Source organism: Pseudoalteromonas sp. T1lg122 (genome assembly GCF_002964825.1).
Classification (GTDB): domain Bacteria; phylum Pseudomonadota; class Gammaproteobacteria; order Enterobacterales; family Alteromonadaceae; genus Pseudoalteromonas; species Pseudoalteromonas gelatinilytica.
This window is the reverse complement of the sequence record NZ_PQCG01000034.1, coordinates 261,598-280,612: the sequence shown is the minus strand read 5'-3', so window position 1 is coordinate 280,612 and position 19,015 is coordinate 261,598. Positions and strand designations below refer to the sequence as shown.

The following is a 19,015-nucleotide window of genomic DNA, read 5'->3' as shown; positions in this document are numbered from 1 at the left end:
ATAATGAGTGAGTGGATTGTTTCAATCTTATTATTAATTGGTGGTTGCTTTATTCTGATAGGTTCAATTGGTCTTGTGAAAATGCCTGACTTTTTCATGCGTTTACATGGACCTACCAAAGCAACAACTTTAGGAATGGCATCGCTATTGATTGCTGCAATGGTGTATTTTAGTTACACCAATGAGGGGGTGAGCGTGAAAGAAATTCTTATTTCAATCTTTTTGCTTATCACCGCGCCTATCAGCGGCTATATGCTGATCAAATCGGCTATCCATCATAAGCTGCGTGCTAAAGACGGCACCAAGGGCCTAGACAACATCGAAGAAGATTAATCCCAGCTCGCACTTATCGTTAAGCGAATTGGTATGATATCTGAGCAGGCACAGTAATGTGATCGACCACGGTGGCTTTTATTGCGCTCGTAGATCGCATAAAATGCCCCGTCATTTAGTTCAGTAGGTAAATAGGTCATTATGCGAGTAGCACTTGGAGTAGAGTACAACGGCGCACGTTACAGTGGTTGGCAACGTCAATCACACGTCAATAGCGTACAACAAGAAGTAGAAACGGCGTTGTCGCGTATTTGTAATCATCCAGTTGAAATTGTTTGTGCAGGTCGCACCGATGCCGGTGTTCATGGCACCGGGCAGGTGATCCATTTTGATACGCATGCTGAGCGCGAAATGGTCGCGTTTACAATGGGTATGAACACCTTACTACCAAAAGATATTTCGATTCGTTTTGCTGAACCTGTCAGTGACGATTTTCATGCTCGTTTTAGTGCCACAGCTCGTCGCTATCGTTATGTGATTTACAATTACACCTATCGTGGCGCCATTATGAGCGAAGGTGTGACTCATTTTCATCACCCATTAGACGAAACTAAAATGCAAGAAGCCTGTCAGTATCTAATAGGTGAGCATGATTTTACGTCTTTCAGGGCGCTACATTGCCAAGCGAATACAGCAAATCGCACTATCCACCACTTGTCGGTAAAACGCCAAGGTGATTATGTGATCATTGATATTAAAGCGAATGCGTTTTTGCATCACATGGTTCGAAACATCACAGGCTGTTTAATGGATATAGGCTTACATAAGCATGAGCCAGTGTGGTTAAAAGAATTACTTGATCTAAAAGAACGTGCTAAAGCGAGTGCAACAGCAAAAGCGGCGGGTCTTTACTTAGTTGATGTGGATTACCCTGAACATTTTGGCATTCCTAAAACACCATTAGGGCCTTTGTTTTTACCTGATTCAGACAGTTAGACTTTAGTAGACTACTACTAAGACCAGTTTTTTATATCGTCTGCGGGTAATTCATGTTTTAATTGAAAAAATCTGTCTGTTTATTTGTTATCAGAAACACAAGCGAGTGTTTCCAATTAAACAGACTGCGACACAGAACAGCATTAAGAGAGTTGCAAATGAGTTGGTTAGAAAAAATCTTACCTAAAACGACCAAATCGTCAGGTCGTAAAGAAATCCCTGAAGGGGTTTGGGCTAAGTGTACAGACTGTGATTCAATTTTATATAAAGCAGAATTAGAAAAAGCACTCAACGTGTGTCCTAAATGTGATCACCACATGCGTTTAGGTGGCCGTAAGCGCCTTGAAAACTTTTTAGATGATGCAGAACGTCAAGAAATTGGTGCAGAGCACGAGCCAAAAGACGTTTTAAAATTTAAAGATTCTAAAAAATACTCTGACCGTATTACCCAAGCACAAAAAGCAAGTGGCGAGAAAGACGCACTTGTTGCAATGAAGGGCCGCCTAAAAGGTATTCCTGTTGCTGCTGTTGCATTTGAATTCTCATTTATGGGTGGTTCAATGGCGTCAGTGGTTGGTGCACGCTTTGTTGAAGCTGTAGATCAGTGTTTAGAACACAATATGCCGCTTATTTGTTTCTCTGCATCAGGTGGTGCACGTATGCAAGAAGCACTTATGTCATTAATGCAAATGGCTAAAACAAGTGCTGCGCTAGCGAAAATGAGCGAAAAAGGCTTACCGTTTATTTCAGTATTAACTGATCCAACAATGGGTGGTGTATCGGCATCATTAGCAATGCTTGGTGATGTAAACGTTGCTGAACCTAAAGCGCTTATCGGTTTTGCTGGTCCTCGTGTTATCGAGCAAACAGTACGTGAAACGCTTCCTGAAGGTTTCCAACGTAGTGAATTCTTGCTAGAGCACGGTGCAATCGACATGATTGTAGACCGTCGTGAAATGCGTGACACCCTTGCACGTATCTTAGCGAAATTTATGAACTTGCCTTCTACTGAACAAGAGCATAGAGTAGCGTAAATTTCAGCTTAACTGATTAAACGCTATGACAGAAATCCTTCCTAGCCAATCATCAAGTCTTGATGATTGGCTTTGTTATTTAGAAAGTGTCCATCCTGCCAATATTGAAATGGGCTTAGAGCGCGTTGCACGCGTTGCTAACCAAGTCGGCTTACTCGATACACCTAGCAAAATAATTTTAATTGCAGGGACTAATGGTAAAGGGACCACCGCTCGCTGTTTAGAAAGCTTATTACTTGCTCAGGGTTTTAGTGTCGGTACGTACGCATCTCCTCATCTAATTCGTTACAACGAACGCGTGCGTATTAATGGCCAAGAGCTTGATGATCAATTCCATGTTGATGCATTCGATATGCTTGAAAAAGGTCGTGGTGACACACCGCTGACTTATTTTGAATACGGAACACTGGGCGCACTGGCTATTTTTAAACGTCACGCTGTTGATTATGTGCTGTTAGAAGTGGGTCTGGGTGGTCGTTATGACGCCACTAATATCGTAACCCCATTTGCATGCGTGATCACCACAATAGATTTAGACCATAAAGAATACTTAGGTGATACCCGTGAATTAGTGGGTTACGACAAAGCCGGTATTTTTAGACCGAATACGCCTGCCATTGTTGGCGATTTAGCGATTCCGCATACAGTGACTGATTACGGCAATGAAATTAACGCTGATATGGTGTTATCAGGCCGTGATTTTAAATTCACAGAAGACAGTGAAGGCTTTAACTGGCAGTACCAAGATAACGATTGGCGCTTAGCTAAGCCTGCTATCCCTTGTCAAAATGCTGCAACAGCGTTGACCTTATTAGCTAAACTTGAGCTATTGCCAAGTGAGCAACTAGTTCGCGATTGCCTGGAAAATTTAACCGTAGAAGGGCGCTTTCAACAGCTCAGTGAGCAGCCGCTCATTTTTACAGATGTGGCGCATAATCCTGAATCTGCTCGTTATTTGGCACGTAAATTAAGCGTGTATAAAGATCAAGGGTTTAAAATTCATGCATTAGTCGCTATGCTTGCAGATAAAGATAAAGTGGCTGCCATGTCGGCTGTCGCAAATGTAGTTGACCAATGGTCGTTAGCAAGCTTAGATTGTTTCCGCGGAGACAAGGTTGAGAATCTTGCTAACGCACTTGCAGAAACAACATCAACAGCGCCTAGCACGCAATATGAGAGTGTTGAAACTGCATTAGACACGTTATTACCAAATGTCGATGAAAACACGCTTGTGATTGTGTTTGGTTCATTTATAACAGTGGCTGCAGCCATCAATTACTTTAAAAAATAGAGAGGAAATCGGTGAACGCAGGGTTTATTAATCGCTTAGTAGGTACCACCATTGTGGTTGTAGCGGCTATTGTCTTCATTCCAAATATTTTGGATGGTGAAAAGGTTCATTATACTGAAGGCTTTAAAGCAATTCCTGAACGTCCTGAGTTCACTACGATTGATTTACAAGAGGCGATTGATAATAAAGTCGCCTCTGCTGAACAACCGTCACAAACGCCAGTTGAAGATATTCAAGCCAACGATGCTGAGCTTGCTGCTAATGAAACGCAACAAATCGTCGATGATGCACCGCAAATGGTCGAAGCATCAACAGATGAGCCTGTGGTTCGTAAAACTGAGCTAAAAGTTGCAGTCCAAGAGCCGGCAAAGACCGTTGTCAAAGCTCCAGAGCCAACCCGTAAGCCAGAAGAAAACCTCACACAAATGGCTTATGTTATCCAATTGGGTAGTTTTTCTCATGCACCTAATGTGAAATCACTACAAGAAAAACTAAAAGCGAATGGTTTCAAAACCTTTACGCGTCCAATCAAAACCCCGAACGGCACACTGACAAAAGTCTTTGTAGGTCCTTCACTTAGCAAGAAAGAGTTAGAGAGTAAGCTTCCTGAGTTAAAGCAGTTAACCAAGTTAAACGGCAAAGTCACTCAGTTTGAAATTACAAAATGATCTGGCAATTCTATAGGTAGTCTTATAGAATGCGCCCCAAATTAACGACTAGTTGGTTCTTATGATCTGGGTTGATTACGCCATACTTGGCATTATTGCACTATCCACTATCATCGGCTTAATACGTGGCTTTGTAAAAGAAGCAATGTCATTAGCTGTATGGGCTGGCGCATTTATCATCTCTAGTTTGTTTTACCAATATTTAGCATCCTTCCTAACAAGTATTTCAGAACCCCTTTTAAGAAATGCAGCCGCAATAGCCATATTATTCTTTGCGACACTCCTGTTGGGTGGGTTACTAAACTATATTTTAGGTGAGCTTGTACAACGTACGGGTTTATCTGGCACAGACCGTGTTTTTGGCATAGTGTTTGGTGCTCTTCGTGGCGTGTTGGTCGTAAGCGCGTTACTCTTCTTTCTTGATGCTTTTACCGGTGCACCTAATACGCATTGGTGGGGCAACTCTATTTTGATTCCAGAATTTGGCTTTGTTGTTGAGTGGTTCTTTTCGTACCTCGAAAACAACTCGAGCTTTTTAAATTCTGTAAACCGTTAATCGGCGAGGATAAATTTAATGTGTGGTATCGTTGGCATAGTCGGAACTTCTCCTGTTAATCAGGCGTTATATGACGGCTTAACTGTTTTGCAACACCGCGGTCAAGATGCAGCTGGCATCATTACCATTGAAAACAACACGTTTAGCTTACGTAAAGCCAATGGCCTTGTGAAAGATGTGTTTCATACCCGTCATATGAAACGCCTTCAAGGCACAATTGGTATTGGCCATGTTCGCTACCCGACAGCTGGTTCTTCTAGCTCGTCAGAAGCGCAACCTTTCTACGTTAACTCACCATTTGGTATTGCACTTGCGCACAATGGTAACTTAACAAACGCAGAAGCATTAAAGCAGCAATTATTTTCAGAAGCTCGCCGTCATGTTAATACAACATCTGACTCTGAAATCTTACTTAACATCGTGGCACATGAGTTAAGCAAGTCAAACAAGCTAAAACTTGACGCTGAAGATATCTTCAATGCAGTGACCGAAGTAAACAATAAAGTAAATGGTGGTTATGCAACGATTGCAATGATCATCGGCCACGGTATTGTTGCGTTTCGTGATCCGAACGGCATTCGTCCGTTGGTGTTTGGTAAGCGTGAAACTGCAAATGGTACTGAGTACATGTTTGCTTCAGAAAGCGTGGCATTAAAAACCGACGGTTTTGAGTTTGTTCGTGACGTAGCACCAGGTGAAGCGATTTACGTAACTGAAGATGGTCAGTTTTTCTCACAAGCGTGTGCTGAAAAAGCAACTTACTCGCCATGTATCTTTGAGTTTGTTTACTTTGCGCGCCCAGATTCAACGATTGACCGTATGTCTGTTTATGCGACACGCGTAAACATGGGGACTAAGTTAGGTGAAAAAATCGCACGTGAATGGGCTGATAAAGACATCGATGTGGTTATTCCTATTCCTGAAACGTCGTGTGATGTAGCGCTTGAGATTGCGTCAGCACTTAACCTGCCTTACCGCCAAGGTTTTGTTAAAAACCGCTACATTGGCCGTACCTTCATCATGCCAGGTCAAGAAATGCGTAAGAAATCAGTTCGTCAAAAACTGAACGCGATTGACCGTGAGTTCAAAGGCAAAAACGTATTACTTGTTGATGACTCAATTGTTCGTGGTACAACATCAGCGCAAATCGTAGAAATGGCTCGTGAGTCAGGTGCGAAGAATGTTTACTTCGCGTCAGCAGCGCCAGAGATTCGTTTCCCGAACGTATACGGTATTGATATGCCATCGGCAGCTGAGCTAATTGCGCATGGCCGTGAAGTGGAAGATATCAATGCTAGCATCGGTGCAGATGGTCTTATCTATCAATCGTTAGATGACCTAATCTCGGCAGTAAGCCAAGAAAACCCAGAAATCACCCGTTTTGAAACATCAGTATTCGATGGTCAATACATCACAGGTGATATCGACCAAGATTACCTAAACCACATTGACCGTTTACGTAATGATTCAGCGAAATCAACCCGTGAAAACGCCATGTCAGCAAGTTTAGAGTTGCACAATCAAGAAGAGAACAGTGCTGATTAATCAGTGCATATCTATTTGATATAAAAAAGGAGCTGAATAGCTCCTTTTTTGTTTGTGGAAAGAAAGGAAAATAACAATGTACTCAGGTAAACATAGGGTGGACGATTCCATTAGTCCATAAGATAGCTGTCGCAGCTAAAATAATTACCAGTAATATCAGCCCACACGTGACCACCGAACTGGCATAAATAAAGCCTCGCTCTTCAGGAATGTGCATCAAAATTGGCACTCCCGTGTAAAGCAAGTAAACAGAGTAGGCAAGTGCTACAAGGCCTACACACACCACAAACCAAAGTTCAGGTAAAAATGCCGCAAATGAAGACATAAATACCGGCGTTGCTGTATATGCAGCGAGCTCTAAGGTTTGTGTAAAGGTGGGTTTTGCACCAAAGGTAACGGCCATCCAATGTGCTAAGTAAGCAAGTGCAAAAACGCCCGCAACCAGTGCAAAGTACATCGCGATAGCAATGAGTAATGCACTATCATGGGTTAAAAACACTGCATCGCCAGAGCCAATACTCCAACCTAAATATACAGATGAATAGTAGCCCATAATTGAAGGAATACTGGCAATTAATAAAATGTGCGACAAGCTATAGCGCAAGCTTTCGTGGCGGTTATCAATTGTTTGCCATTCTTCGAGTGGGTGGGCGTACAAGCCCCATAAGTGGTTTAGAATCATAATCAATGCCCCTGTAAAAAGGAATGTGAGCTGTTTTATTTTTGTACAGCTTTGATTAAGTTATGGTTCAGTAATTAAACCTTGTCAAGAAGCTGCAATAATCGAAATGGTCGATAAAATGTAACTCTTTAGTGCATATAGAAAATTAGCTTGCACTGATATGGGTCATGGAATGCGGGCTTATTTATGTGATAAAATCGAATCAAGATTTTTGATGAGAAGTTAATCAGTGCCTTATTCTGATTTGTTAGCGCCCATTCATTCTTTTTTAAAGTGCGAAACACCCGATGAGTGGATTGCTGCGGCAACCAAAAAAGAAAACTTAGATGTGGTTTTAATCGACCATCTTATCTGCGAATTAAAAGCAGCTCAGTCTGCCATGTTTTTAATTCGTAAGTATGCAGTTGATAAAGAAAGTAGTGATGCTTTGCTTGAGTGGTTAAAACCATTTGAGACGCTTGTATATAAGCGAGAAGGAGATTGGCGTGAGCTTGCTGATAAAAACAAGCTGACTAAATCAATGATCCCAAAATCGAATTCACCATACGGGCAAGACCTTATCGATAAAATGGTGATGCTCATTAAAGAAGAACTACATCACTTTTATCAAGTCCTTGAGATCATGGATGAATACGGTATTGAATATAAAAGCATTACTCCATGTCGTTATGCGAAAGGGATGCTGCGCCACGTGAAAACTTACGAGCCTGATGCTTTGGTTGATAAGTTAATTATCGGTGCTTATATCGAAGCCCGCTCATGTGAACGCTTTGCTAAATTAGCCCCGCATGTTGATAAGCGCTTAGGTGATTTTTATATCTCACTACTGCGCTCTGAAGCGCGACATTACCAAGATTATTTAACTCTTGCGCAAGAAATCAGTGAGTTTGATATTACCGAACGTGTTGAATTTTTTGGTCAACTTGAAGCTGAGCTTATTTCAACCCCAGATGAAGACTTTAAATTTCACAGCGGTGTGCCTGCATAATATATTAAATCAGAGCGCCTGTTTGGCGCTCTAATTCATTTATCTTGCCAAATTTAGTGGGTTTTACCCCCTATTCAAATTAACTAATTCTCATTACTTTTCTAATACTTATTCATTTATTGTTTTAGTAAATAATTTGTACCTTTTAAAATCTTGCACTACCTTTGACCTAGGTTGCTATTAACATTCGTAAAATAGAATCATAAGTTGTTAAAAGGAGAAGTCATGCGTGATTCTAATGTGCCTTTCGAGTTTAAAGAAGATGCTTCTGAACAATCGTATGCCCAAAAAACATGGAAAGTTTTAACGGTTGAAGATGACTTAAACTACCAACAAGCATTACTAAACAGTTTTAATGCCATATCTCTAGATAACAATGAGTCTCTTGAGGTATTTACGGCAAATTCAGTATCAGAGGCATCGTCTGTGTTATCGCGTCACAAAGATATCGCTATTGTATTTCTTGATGTGGTGATGGAAGAAGACGATTCTGGCCTTAGACTTGTAAATACCATACGCCACGTATTAGGCAACAACGATATACGCATAGTGCTATTAACAGGGCAGCCAAGCTTTGCCCCCGAACCGCAAGTAATGCAATTGCTGGATATTGACGAATATTGGAATAAGTCTGACATGACGGTAGATAAACTTAAATCTATCGTTAGTAGCCATCTTCGTACGTATCAATATATTTCGCAAATCTCAAATGCCAAACAAGGACTGCAGTTAGTACTTGATGCGGCAAGAAGCATTAATAGTAAACACGACATACGTGCATTTTCTCATGCGGTGCTAGATGAAATAGGTAAAATTTTGCATCTATCTAAGGGAGGCGGCGTATTATGCGTTGGCAATGAAAAGCACGTTGATAAACACCCAAAAGTTCTTACTAGTGTCGGTTGTTACAGAGGGCTTGATGGTAAAGAGCTCAGCACAGATGTGCTCAGTGAAGAAGCACAGCAATCGTATATTTTAGCCAGAGATAAAAAAGAGCATGTGTTTTCTGAGCATTACAGTGTTTTTTATTTTGATACCGCTGATGTTGATGTTAGCTATTACATCACGATTGTTAAATCAGATGTTCCCATCGACGAGCATAATGTATTTTTACTAAAGGTATTTAGTGAAAATGTCAGTACAGGCTTTTCGAATATTGCACTGATGAACCGGCTTACTGAGCTTGCTTACACCGATATAACGCTAAACATGCCCAACAGGAACTGGCTCCAGCGCGAAATCGATAATATGAACAAATACGAACAAGCTGAAACTCAGTTAGTGGTGTTTGAGATACTTCAGTTTGACGAAAAGTCTTTTCGGTTTGGTCATGAATTTTGTAAAAAAACACATCTAAAAATGCGCGAGAATATTTTGCAAGCCTTAGCGCCGTATCACCCTCGTATCGCTGTTTTTAAAAGTGATTGTTTAGGTGTTTTAGTGTCAAGCCATGCATTTGAAGATGAAAGCGTTGTTGACTCTTTAAAACGTCAATCTTTTGAAATTGATGGGGTAAAACAGTTTTTAGATGTGCGTATTTTAGTTATGCAGCTAATCGCCTTTGAAGATCATAACGCAGAGCAAATATTCAATTTAGCAGAGTCTACTCTTAATGATGAAAACACACAAAGAGCTGAGCTTCTCTATTATACGTTAGATAATACCAAAGCGATTACACGGCGCTATGAATTGATGCAAGAGCTGCGCACCGCAATACGCAACAAAGAGCTCCAAGTAGCCCTACAACCCAAGGTTAATTTAATCACTAATGAAGTCATTGGTTTTGAAGCACTGGCGCGATGGCAAAGAGGTGATGGAACATTTGTCAGACCCGATGAGTTTATTGAACTTGCCGAAACTGCTGGACTTATTAGTGAGTTAGATAAGTTGATTTTTGACAAAATAATGCAAACGATTAACCAATTTGCAGAGCAGGGCGTTAGTTTGCCAATCGCGTTTAATGCCTCTACGTTTGATTTGTTAGCCGATGATTACTTTGTTGAGATTGCGGCACGTATTGAGGAATATGGCATTTCACCTTCGTTACTTGAGCTTGAAGTAACAGAGACCCAAGCAATTTTTAACTATGAAAAGATCAATGCATGTTTATGTCGTTTTGCCGGTTTAGGGATAAAAATTAGCATTGATGATTTTGGGACAGGTTATTCATCGCTCGCCCATGTTAGTGAAATACCAGCACAAAATATAAAAATAGACCGCTGTTTTGTGAGCAATATTCAAGACTCGAGGTCTAATCAACATATTATCGAAATGATTATGCTATTAGCAGAAAAATTCGGTTTTGAAGTAACAGCGGAAGGCATTGAAACGGAGGCTGAGTACGCTTGGCTCGTTGAAGCTGGTTGTAGTGTAGGGCAGGGTTATTATTACGCTAAACCCATGTTTTATGATGATGCATTGCAGTGGCTAAAGGGCCGGTCTAACTAACTATTATGGTAGAAGTAAATCACCAATATGAGTTACTAAAGAAAAGGCTACTTATAAAATTTGTGGTTATTGTCATTGGCAGCTTATTTATAAGCGCTATGGTTTATTTACTGCAATACCAAATACAAAAAAGTAATGTCACGCTTTTACAAGATAACACCTTACTTGCAGCGCATAATACCTTTAGCAGAGAGTTGGGTGATGTGCGTAAAGTGGTTAAATTGCTGGTGGCTGACGAAGCGCTAAAACGCCACGTATCCGACGCTGAACTTGAACAACAAATACAAACTCATTTTGTTAATTTTGGTTTAGCTGCTGACAGCATTTCTCAAATACGTTGGTTAGATAGCCAGGGCCAAGAACGGTACCGCGTTAATTTTAAAGCTGGTAAAGCCCAAGTTGTGGCACCACAACAGTTGCAAAATAAAGGTAATCGTTATTACTTCACTGAAGGAATTGCGCACAGTAAAGGTGATGTATACATCACGCCAATAGATTTAAATGTTGAACGCGGCGTTGTCGTCGCCCCATATGAGCCGACATTGCGCGCATCCTATCGAACCACGAACGACACTTTTGTGTTAGATGGGTTAATTGTTGTCAATTTTGACCTATCGAAAACCTTACAACAAATTAAGTCACTGAGTACTTTGCAAGCTCAAATACAATTGGTTAATGGCGAAGGCTATTGGTTGTTAAATCCTGATAGTAAGAAAGAGTGGGGCTTTATGTTAGATAAGCCACAACTCACTCTCAGCGAAGATGATGATCAGTTATGGCAAACAATTGCTGAATTACCGAAAACGCAGCAACTTATTACATCGCATAGTCGTACAACCAGCTTTTTAAAAATGAATCTCGGTAATAATAATGACAATGCATTAAGTAATATCATTGTGCTGGTAAAAGCGGACAATTCAGTACTGAGGGAGATATTTTTATGGTCATTTGGCATTGCTTTGGCATGTGCTGTTTGTCTAATTACTATTGCTGGTTTGTATTTAAAGCGTAGTTATCGTGATCAGTGTCAAATCATTAAAGCAACAGCAAATTTAGAAAATGAGCAGCAGGAGCTGGTAGCGGCTAATAGCAAATTACAACGCTATATAAAACAGCAGCATCAATTACAGGGGGAGTTGATTGAAGCGCAACGGTTGTCATCGCTCGGTTTAATGGTGGCCGGTGTCGCTCATGAAATGAATACCCCATTAGGTGGTGCTGCTATTTCAGTATCAAATGCACAGTTAATTAATCAACAACTCAAAGATAAAATTGACCAAGGCTTCACAAAGCAGTTTTTAGAAACGAGAGTTGAACGTATTGCCGATAATTTGTCGCTCTCAAAAGTAAATTTAGATAAAGCGATCGCTCATGTGAAAAGCTTTAAAGAAATGGCCCATGATCGCTCGAATGATCAACTTGTTAGCTTTAATATCGAAAAAGTCACCCATGATCTTCTACTGGGTTTAAAATCTCGCTTTAAGGCCTCTAAAGTAACAATTGAAACGCACATCGATGTCAAACAAGACATCACGAGTCGACCTGGGGTTATTTCACAAATTATAGAAAGCCTAATCGTCAATGCAATTTCTCATGCCTTTAATGAGCATGACACAAAGCAGGTTCAGTTAGCTGTTTATCTAGAAAGTGACAATACATTATGTATTAAAGTGTCTGACAATGGCTCAGGTATAGATGAATCCTTGCGAGAACAGCTATTTGATCCTTTCTTCACCACATCAAGAAAACACGGTCACACTGGGCTTGGGTTGTATCTTGTTCATCAGTGGGTTACAAATGTTCTAAAAGGTAAGATAAGCTTAGTCGCAACTAATGAACTGCCAGAAAATATTGCAACACAGTTTAAAATCACGCTACCGATTAGTATTTCAACGAGCACTAATGTTTAGCTAATAATTGATGGATGCTTGCAATTTCCTCTGCACTGAGTTCATAGCTTTTAAGTATTTCATCCAGCTTTCCCGAGTTTTTTAAAGACTGCACGCCTAAATATAAGCTTTGCTGAAATAGCTCAGCGTGAGGGTGATCTTTTTTGGTGATCACATGTAAATACTGAGTGGCAAGGTAGGGGCTAATTATTTCTAATTCTGTTTGTTTTGCTTGCTGTAACCGTTCACTCTTGTCGAGCCAATAGAGTGCGACCTCCTTAGTACCGGCAACTAAATCAACACGGCCATGCTTTAACAGTAATAAGCTTTCAATCAAACTATCTGTAGTTGTTATGGTCAGTTCAGGATGCTGTTCGAATTCGTCACTCACCACATAATCTTCGCCTTTGCTGATTGTATATGGCTTTAATGAATAGAGTGATCCGGTAAAGGTGATGTCTTTGCCAGCCTGCTTAAATAATACCGTATGAGCAGTTGCTAAGGGTTGTGAGTAGCTAAATTCTCTAGCCCTTTGCTCTGTATAAAAAGCCCCTAGTACAGCAACACGTTTATGGCGCTTAGCAAGTTTTAAAGCGCGCGCCCAATGGGTGTATTCAATCGTTGCTTGGTGTTTTTGGCTTTTAAGTGCAGCAATAATGACTTCGTGCAACCAACCCGGCTCGCTCTGATTATTAATAAAGTAAGGCGGGTATGGTTCAGTGACCAGTTGCCAAGTTTGGCTATGGACTGAAAAGCTAAACAAAAAACAGCAACAAAAACAGCTTAATTGACTCATCATAGATAATGCGTTTTTTACAATACTGTTTAAAGCATAGTTAAAATACTGGCTATTTAAAGGGCGAATGGATTAGTTTTTGCTGCTCAGGTGTAACTCTTAAGTATGATCCTTGTTCATACCAGTCACCCAACACTGTGCGCGTTAGTGTTTTACCTGCGTGATTATAATGGTGCACATTCGGGCGGTGGGTATGGCCGTGGATCATATTAGCAACCTGATGTTTTTCAAACATGGCTAATACTGCATCTTCAGTCACATCTAGGATTTCTAACGCTTTGCCGGCTTAACTTTGTTTTGATTTTTCTCGGGCGTTACGGGCAATCTTCTTGCGATACCAAAGCGGCATAGCAAGCATTAATTTTGGCCACCACCAACCACGGCTTTTTTTACGAAACTTTTGATACTCAATATCTTGAGTGCACATTTCATCACCGTGCAAGATAACTGTTGGGGTACCGTATAAATCAATAACAACTTGTTCTGGTAATAGAGTCATACTTGCGCTTTTTGCATAGCCTTCTCGCATAATAAAATCGCGATTGCCATGAATAAAAAACACCTCAGTACCACTTTCACTGACTTGGCTTAAACGTGCGGCAACACTCTTTGAAAGATCAGTTTGGTAGTCATCACCGACCCATACTTCAAAAAAGTCACCCAAAATATACAGCGCATCAACGTCATCATTAATAACCTTGCTATCAAGAAAATCAAAAAATGCCGCAGTGATGTCGGGGCGGTTTTCTGTTAAATGGAGATCGGCAATAAAATAACTTTGATTCATGGTTACTCGCAAAAAAGCGGGCAACAGGCCCGCTTAAAAAGACTAAACGATTAAATTAGCTAACCGTTACTTTTTCGATGATGACATCTTCAAGAGGTACGTCTTGGTGGAAACCCGCGCTGCCAGTAGCAACACCTTTGATTTTGTTTACCACGTCCATACCTTCAACAACTTCTGCGAACACGCAGTAGCCCCAGCCTTGTGATGTTTCACTGCTGAAGTTTAAGAAGTCATTGTCGTTAACGTTAATAAAGAACTGCGCAGTTGCTGAGTGTGGATCCGGCGTACGTGCCATTGCTAATGTGCCTACTTTATTCGCAAGGCCATTGTTTGCTTCGTTTTCGATAGGGTTGTTTACTTCTTTTTGAACCATACCAGGCTCAAAACCACCGCCTTGTACCATAAAACCATCAATTACACGGTGAAAAATAGTGCCGTTGTAAAAGCCAGCGTTTGCATACTCTAAGAAGTTTTTAACAGTGTTTGGTGCATCGCTTTCGTGCATCTTGATAGTGATGTCACCAAAGTTTGTGTGTAGTACAACCATGAGGTTTCCTATATTCAGGTTTAATAATGGGGCTATTTTATAGTAGTTGCCTTGGATTAACAAAGAGCTTGTTTAAAACGATTAACAAAGTGCTTATTCAATTGATAAAGCGCTAGAGCAGCGGCTTTGCAAGTGTTACCATAGAGAATCTCGAAACACCGTTAAGGACATTTTATAAATGGTACAAATTTACAACACACTTACGCGACAAAAAGAGCAGTTTAAACCCCTTGTTGATGGCAAAATCGACATGTACGTGTGTGGTATCACCATTTATGATTACTGTCACATTGGTCATGCGCGTACTTTTGTTGGTTTTGACGTTATTGTTCGTTACCTACGTCACATTGGTTACGATTTAAAATACGTTCGTAACATCACTGATGTTGACGACAAAATCATCAAGCGTGCAAACGAAAATGGTGAGTCAATTAATGATTTAACGACTCGTATGACCAAAGCAATGCATGAAGATTTCGACAGCTTAAATATGCTGCGTCCTGATGTTGAGCCAACGGTGACAAACCATATGAATGAAATCATCGCGATGGTTGAGCGTTTAATTGCCAAAGGCCATGCGTATGTTGCCGCAGATGGCGATGTATTGTTTGATGTGTCTACATTTGAGCAATATGGTGCGTTATCGCAACAAGACTTAACCATGCTACAAGCTGGTTCACGTGTTGAAGTTGCACAAGATAAGCAAGATCCACTTGATTTCGTGCTTTGGAAAAAAGCCAAGCCAGGTGAGCCATCTTGGTCATCACCATGGGGTGAAGGCCGTCCAGGTTGGCACATCGAATGTTCGGCAATGAGCTCTAAGCACTTAGGTGAGCATTTTGATATTCACGGTGGTGGTTCTGATTTACAATTCCCACACCATGAAAACGAAATTGCTCAGTCATGCTGTGCAAATAACGGCAAGTACGTTAATACGTGGATCCACACAGGTATGGTACAGGTTAATAAAGAGAAGATGTCTAAGTCATTAAACAACTTCTTTACCGTGCGTGACGTATTGAAAGAGTACGATGCTGAGTCAGTTCGTTACTTCTTAATTTCAGGTCATTACCGTAGCCAGCTTAACTATTCGCAAGAAAATTTAGAGCAAGCGCGTTCGTCACTTGAGCGTATTTACACCGCACTGCGTGGGGTAACACCAATCGAATGTGATTTAGCCAGCAATGAATACGTGGCTAAATTCAGAAAAGCAATGGATGATGACTTTAATACGCCAGAAGCACTACCTGTGTTATTTGAGCTTGCGAAAGAACTAAACCGTGTTAAAGACAGCGATGCAGAACAAGCTGGTAAGTTGGCTTATGTACTTCGCAGTGTTGCAGAGGTATTAGGCGTTGCACAACAAGACCCAGAAGCTTTCCTACAAGGTGGCCAAGCTGATGACGAAGTCGCACACATCGAAGCCTTGATTGCAAAACGTAACGAAGCTCGTGCCAGCAAAGATTGGGCAGCTGCTGATGAAGCGCGCGATGCATTGAATGCACTCGGTGTTGTACTCGAAGATTCTGCGGGTAAAACAACATGGCGTAAAGCTTAAGTATCCACCGAGATATTACAAATTGAAAAGGTTGCCAACGAGGCAACCTTTTTTGTTATTAATCAATATAGCTATTGACCTCAACTGTACTTGAGCTTTTACCTTGCCATCTCTTCGTATTAACAAGGACAGACATTGAATATTTTACTTGCCATGATCCCCGCCTTTTTATGGGGCACCACCTATGCAGTGACCAAATATGCCACACCTGATTGGCCGCCACTTTTATTAGGCGCATTGCGTGCATTACCTGCAGGGTTATTACTTTTATTGCTTAAACCTAGTTTGCCAACCCGTTCGCAGTGGCCAAGTTTGTTAACGCTAGGTGCTGTGAATATCGCGTTGTTTTTTGCCTTTATTTTTATCATGGCGGTAAACCTTCCTGCAGCTATAGCAGGGGTAGGGATGGTGTCTGTGCCGGTTGTCGCTTTGTTATATGCTTGGCTTACTAAAGGACAGCGTCCAGCAAGAGTTCAAGCATTTTGCGCCATAGCCTTGGTTGTACTGGCGTGGTTATTGTTTGATCCAGCTTACGTCACATTAAATGTATTGGGAGTGGCGGCTTTATTGGGTGCCTTATTGACTATTGTGATTGGTAGCACCTTAGTACAAAGTTTGTCGGTGCATATACATTGGTGGGTTGTGCTTACTTGGCAATTAATCATTGGTGGCAGCATATTATTGCTAGCTGCTTTTATCGATGGAAGTTTGCTAAACCCAGAGCAATACCAAGTGGTATTTGAGCCAATTTCAGCGCTGCAATATTCGGCGCTATTTTGGTTAATCGTGCCCAATACCGCTATTGCCTATATTTTGTATGTTTGGTTATTAGGGCGCATGACTGTGGCTGAGTTTTCATTTGGCACCATTGCAAACCCAATTGCAGGAATAGTATGTGCTGTTTTGCTCATAAACGAACAATATCAAGACTGGCAATACCTATTGATGTTTATGATGATTGTGTTTTCAGTGCTCCCCCAGATGCTAAAACTTAAGCAGTTCAAACAACAAAAAACTTAAAAGCAAAAAGGCTGCCCATTGGCAGCCTTTTTACAATAATATAGCTTTTCTTAGCTGTGATACTTTTCACATGCTTCAAGCGTATTTTCAATTAAGCTTGCAACAGTCATTGGACCAACACCACCTGGTACAGGGGTAATGAAATGTGCTTTTTGTTCCGCGACGTCATACTGAACATCACCAACAAGCTTACCTGATTCAAGACGGTTAATACCCACATCAATCACAATAGCGCCTTCTTTAACCCATTCACCCGGAATGAACTCAGGTTTACCTACCGCTACAACTAATAAGTCGGCACGGCGAACATGAGTTTCTAAATCTTGAGTGAACTTGTGACATACTGTTGTAGTACAGCCAGCAAGTAAAAGCTCAAGTGACATAGGACGACCAACGATGTTTGAGGCGCCAACAACAACTGCGTGCATACCTTTATAACGAACACCCGTTGAGTCTAGTAGGGTGATAATCCCTTTTGGCGTACAAGGGCGAAGTGCCGGCATACGCTGTGCTAAACGACCAATGTTATAAGGATGGAAACCATCAACATCTTTATGTGGTGTGATGCGCTCAAGAATTTTTTCAGCATCAAGACCTTGTGGTAAAGGTAACTGTACTAAGATACCGTCTACTTCTTTGTCTTCGTTTAGTTGATCTATTAATGCAAGTAAGTCTTGCTCAGTCGTGTCGCCAGGTAAATCGTAAGACTTAGATACAAAGCCGACTTCTTCACATGCTTTACGTTTAGAACCAACATACACTTGGCTAGCTGGATCTTGACCAACTAGCACGACTGCTAGTCCAGGAGCGCGTAATCCATTCGCTACACGCTCTGCAACTCGCTCTGCTACATTGCTGCGTACTTGTTTAGCTATTGCCTTACCATCGATGATGTTTGCCGTCATGGGTGACCTTTCTTTGGGGTTAGTTAACTTGATACTGATACATCTAAATATGATTATCCAATAAAGGGGGCGTGGATACACAAATCATGTTTGTTTGATCATATTTATTTATGTTGCGTATTTTCGCAGAAAAGCATCATAGCGCCAAGATGCAATCTTATATAAAGCGCTACTTTATAAAAAAGAGTTCAAATTTTAGCTTATATTTGCAATATTTAACCATTGTGAGCTAAAAGTGACCGATTGAATTATTTTCTTAAAAAAATGTTTGACCTAACTCGGTCAAATCACTATTATGCACCCCGTTGTTAACGAGGTCACTCGCAAACAACGGTAAGCATCGGCGATTAGCGCAGTTTGGTAGCGCACTTGGTTTGGGTCCAAGGGGTCGCAGGTTCAAATCCTGCATCGCCGACCACTTCTTCTTTAAGAAGCGGCGCTTACAGGCAAACTTATGAAGTTTTCGATGCGCCCGTAGCTCAGCTGGATAGAGCAACGCCCTTCTAAGGCGTTGGTCGAAGGTTCGAATCCTTCCGGGTGCGCCATTTGAAAATATGAAATGCCGTGGTGATTGTAGCTCAGTTGGTAGAGCCCCGGATTGTGATTCCGGTTGTCGTGGGTTCGAGCCCCATCAGTCACCCCAATTTACTTAAGATATCGGCGATTAGCGCAGTTTGGTAGCGCACTTGGTTTGGGTCCAAGGGGTCGCAGGTTCAAATCCTGCATCGCCGACCACTTTTCTTAAGTGGTCTTTATTTTCAAAACTTCTCTCAGTATCGGCGATTAGCGCAGTTTGGTAGCGCACTTGGTTTGGGTCCAAGGGGTCGCAGGTTCAAATCCTGCATCGCCGACCACTTTTAGAAAGTTCAAGGTCAAAGAACGATTGGTTTGGGTATGTCCAATTCAGTCGCAGGTTCAAATCCTGCATCGCCGACCACTTTTAAAATTTATGCTTCATTCCCTCTATTCGAAGCCAGTTAATTCTTTTCAATACCTCTAAGCAAGCTTAATTCTCCTTTGTTAATTTATTGC

The 19,015-nt window shown here is 41.2% G+C and carries 16 protein-coding genes, 5 tRNA genes and 1 pseudogene; 17 read left to right on the top strand and 5 right to left on the bottom strand.

The genetic code is table 11. The features are described 5' to 3' along the window. The 7 genes from C2M33_RS19430 to purF all read left to right on the top strand — a co-directional run bounded on the left by C2M33_RS19430 (position 1) and on the right by purF (position 6,363). Positions 1 to 333, top strand: coding sequence for a Na+/H+ antiporter subunit G (locus tag C2M33_RS19430; RefSeq protein ID WP_171038274.1), 333 nt, complete (start codon positions 1 to 3; stop codon positions 331 to 333). A gap of 141 nt (positions 334 to 474) precedes the next feature. Further along, positions 475 to 1,269 carry a tRNA pseudouridine(38-40) synthase TruA gene (gene truA, locus C2M33_RS19425; RefSeq protein WP_063706786.1) on the top strand — a complete coding sequence of 265 codons (795 nt, stop codon included), beginning with the start codon at positions 475 to 477 and terminating at the stop codon, positions 1,267 to 1,269. Positions 1,270 to 1,427: 158 nt separating this feature from the next. After that, a complete protein-coding gene (accD, locus tag C2M33_RS19420) occupies positions 1,428 to 2,303 on the top strand; it encodes an acetyl-CoA carboxylase, carboxyltransferase subunit beta (RefSeq protein WP_063706788.1) in 876 nt (291 codons plus the stop codon). 25 nt (positions 2,304 to 2,328) lie between these two features. Further along, entirely contained in the window at positions 2,329 to 3,594 is a 1,266-nt protein-coding gene (folC, locus tag C2M33_RS19415; RefSeq protein ID WP_105175213.1) for a bifunctional tetrahydrofolate synthase/dihydrofolate synthase, read from the top strand. Between the two features lie 11 nt (positions 3,595 to 3,605). Continuing rightward, positions 3,606 to 4,262 (top strand): SPOR domain-containing protein, encoded by a 657-nt coding sequence (locus C2M33_RS19410; RefSeq protein WP_105175212.1) that lies wholly within the window; start codon positions 3,606 to 3,608, stop codon positions 4,260 to 4,262. 61 nt (positions 4,263 to 4,323) lie between these two features. Further along, complete coding sequence (locus tag C2M33_RS19405; protein WP_036969851.1) at positions 4,324 to 4,818, top strand: CvpA family protein; 495 nt, start codon at positions 4,324 to 4,326, stop codon at positions 4,816 to 4,818. Positions 4,819 to 4,836: 18 nt separating this feature from the next. Continuing rightward, entirely contained in the window at positions 4,837 to 6,363 is a 1,527-nt protein-coding gene (gene purF / locus C2M33_RS19400) for an amidophosphoribosyltransferase (RefSeq protein WP_105175211.1), read from the top strand. An 82-nt stretch (positions 6,364 to 6,445) separates the two neighbouring features. Here the strand turns inward: purF and C2M33_RS19395 are convergent, their stop codons facing one another. Beyond that, positions 6,446 to 7,045, bottom strand: coding sequence for a Yip1 family protein (locus C2M33_RS19395; RefSeq protein WP_105175210.1), 600 nt, complete (start codon positions 7,043 to 7,045; stop codon positions 6,446 to 6,448). A gap of 229 nt (positions 7,046 to 7,274) precedes the next feature. Here C2M33_RS19395 and miaE point away from each other — a divergent pair, with 229 nt between their 5' ends. The 3 genes from miaE to C2M33_RS19380 all read left to right on the top strand — a co-directional run bounded on the left by miaE (position 7,275) and on the right by C2M33_RS19380 (position 12,391). Next, entirely contained in the window at positions 7,275 to 8,033 is a 759-nt protein-coding gene (gene miaE / locus C2M33_RS19390; RefSeq protein ID WP_055021736.1) for a tRNA isopentenyl-2-thiomethyl-A-37 hydroxylase MiaE, read from the top strand. A 225-nt stretch (positions 8,034 to 8,258) separates the two neighbouring features. Beyond that, positions 8,259 to 10,481: a GGDEF/EAL domain-containing response regulator gene (locus C2M33_RS19385; RefSeq protein WP_105175209.1), complete on the top strand. Its 2,223-nt coding sequence runs from the start codon at positions 8,259 to 8,261 to the stop codon at positions 10,479 to 10,481. Positions 10,482 to 10,486: 5 nt separating this feature from the next. Next, positions 10,487 to 12,391, top strand: coding sequence for a sensor histidine kinase (locus C2M33_RS19380; RefSeq protein WP_105175208.1), 1,905 nt, complete (start codon positions 10,487 to 10,489; stop codon positions 12,389 to 12,391). On the opposite strand, the gene C2M33_RS19375 is transcribed toward C2M33_RS19380, so the two are convergent. The 3 genes and pseudogenes from C2M33_RS19375 to C2M33_RS19365 all read right to left on the bottom strand — a co-directional run bounded on the left by C2M33_RS19375 (position 12,381) and on the right by C2M33_RS19365 (position 14,500). Further along, entirely contained in the window at positions 12,381 to 13,133 is a 753-nt protein-coding gene (locus C2M33_RS19375) for a transporter substrate-binding domain-containing protein (RefSeq protein ID WP_233999276.1), read from the bottom strand. The two genes, C2M33_RS19380 and C2M33_RS19375, sit on opposite strands and share 11 nt — an antisense overlap. An 85-nt stretch (positions 13,134 to 13,218) precedes the next feature. Continuing rightward, a pseudogene (locus C2M33_RS19370) lies at positions 13,219 to 13,953 on the bottom strand (UDP-2,3-diacylglucosamine diphosphatase). Between the two features lie 55 nt (positions 13,954 to 14,008). Continuing rightward, on the bottom strand, positions 14,009 to 14,500 hold the full coding sequence (locus tag C2M33_RS19365) for a peptidylprolyl isomerase (RefSeq protein WP_054562080.1): 492 nt from the start codon (positions 14,498 to 14,500) through the stop codon (positions 14,009 to 14,011). A gap of 178 nt (positions 14,501 to 14,678) precedes the next feature. Here C2M33_RS19365 and cysS point away from each other — a divergent pair, with 178 nt between their 5' ends. Next, on the top strand, positions 14,679 to 16,058 hold the full coding sequence (cysS, locus tag C2M33_RS19360; protein WP_105175206.1) for a cysteine--tRNA ligase: 1,380 nt from the start codon (positions 14,679 to 14,681) through the stop codon (positions 16,056 to 16,058). 135 nt (positions 16,059 to 16,193) lie between these two features. Next, entirely contained in the window at positions 16,194 to 17,078 is an 885-nt protein-coding gene (locus C2M33_RS19355) for a DMT family transporter (protein WP_105175205.1), read from the top strand. A gap of 50 nt (positions 17,079 to 17,128) precedes the next feature. Here C2M33_RS19355 and folD read toward each other — a convergent pair whose 3' ends face one another. Next, positions 17,129 to 17,983, bottom strand: coding sequence for a bifunctional methylenetetrahydrofolate dehydrogenase/methenyltetrahydrofolate cyclohydrolase FolD (gene folD, locus C2M33_RS19350; protein WP_063706811.1), 855 nt, complete (start codon positions 17,981 to 17,983; stop codon positions 17,129 to 17,131). A gap of 341 nt (positions 17,984 to 18,324) precedes the next feature. Here folD and C2M33_RS19345 point away from each other — a divergent pair. The 5 genes from C2M33_RS19345 (at position 18,325) to C2M33_RS19325 (ending at position 18,837) form a co-directional block, all read left to right on the top strand. Beyond that, positions 18,325 to 18,401, top strand: a tRNA-Pro gene (locus C2M33_RS19345). Positions 18,402 to 18,451: 50 nt separating this feature from the next. Next, positions 18,452 to 18,528 (top strand) — tRNA-Arg (locus C2M33_RS19340). Positions 18,529 to 18,550: 22 nt separating this feature from the next. Then, positions 18,551 to 18,626 (top strand) — tRNA-His (locus C2M33_RS19335). 15 nt (positions 18,627 to 18,641) lie between these two features. Next, a tRNA-Pro gene (locus C2M33_RS19330) sits at positions 18,642 to 18,718 on the top strand. Between the two features lie 42 nt (positions 18,719 to 18,760). Beyond that, positions 18,761 to 18,837, top strand: a tRNA-Pro gene (locus tag C2M33_RS19325). Positions 18,838 to 19,015: the final 178 nt, after the last annotated feature.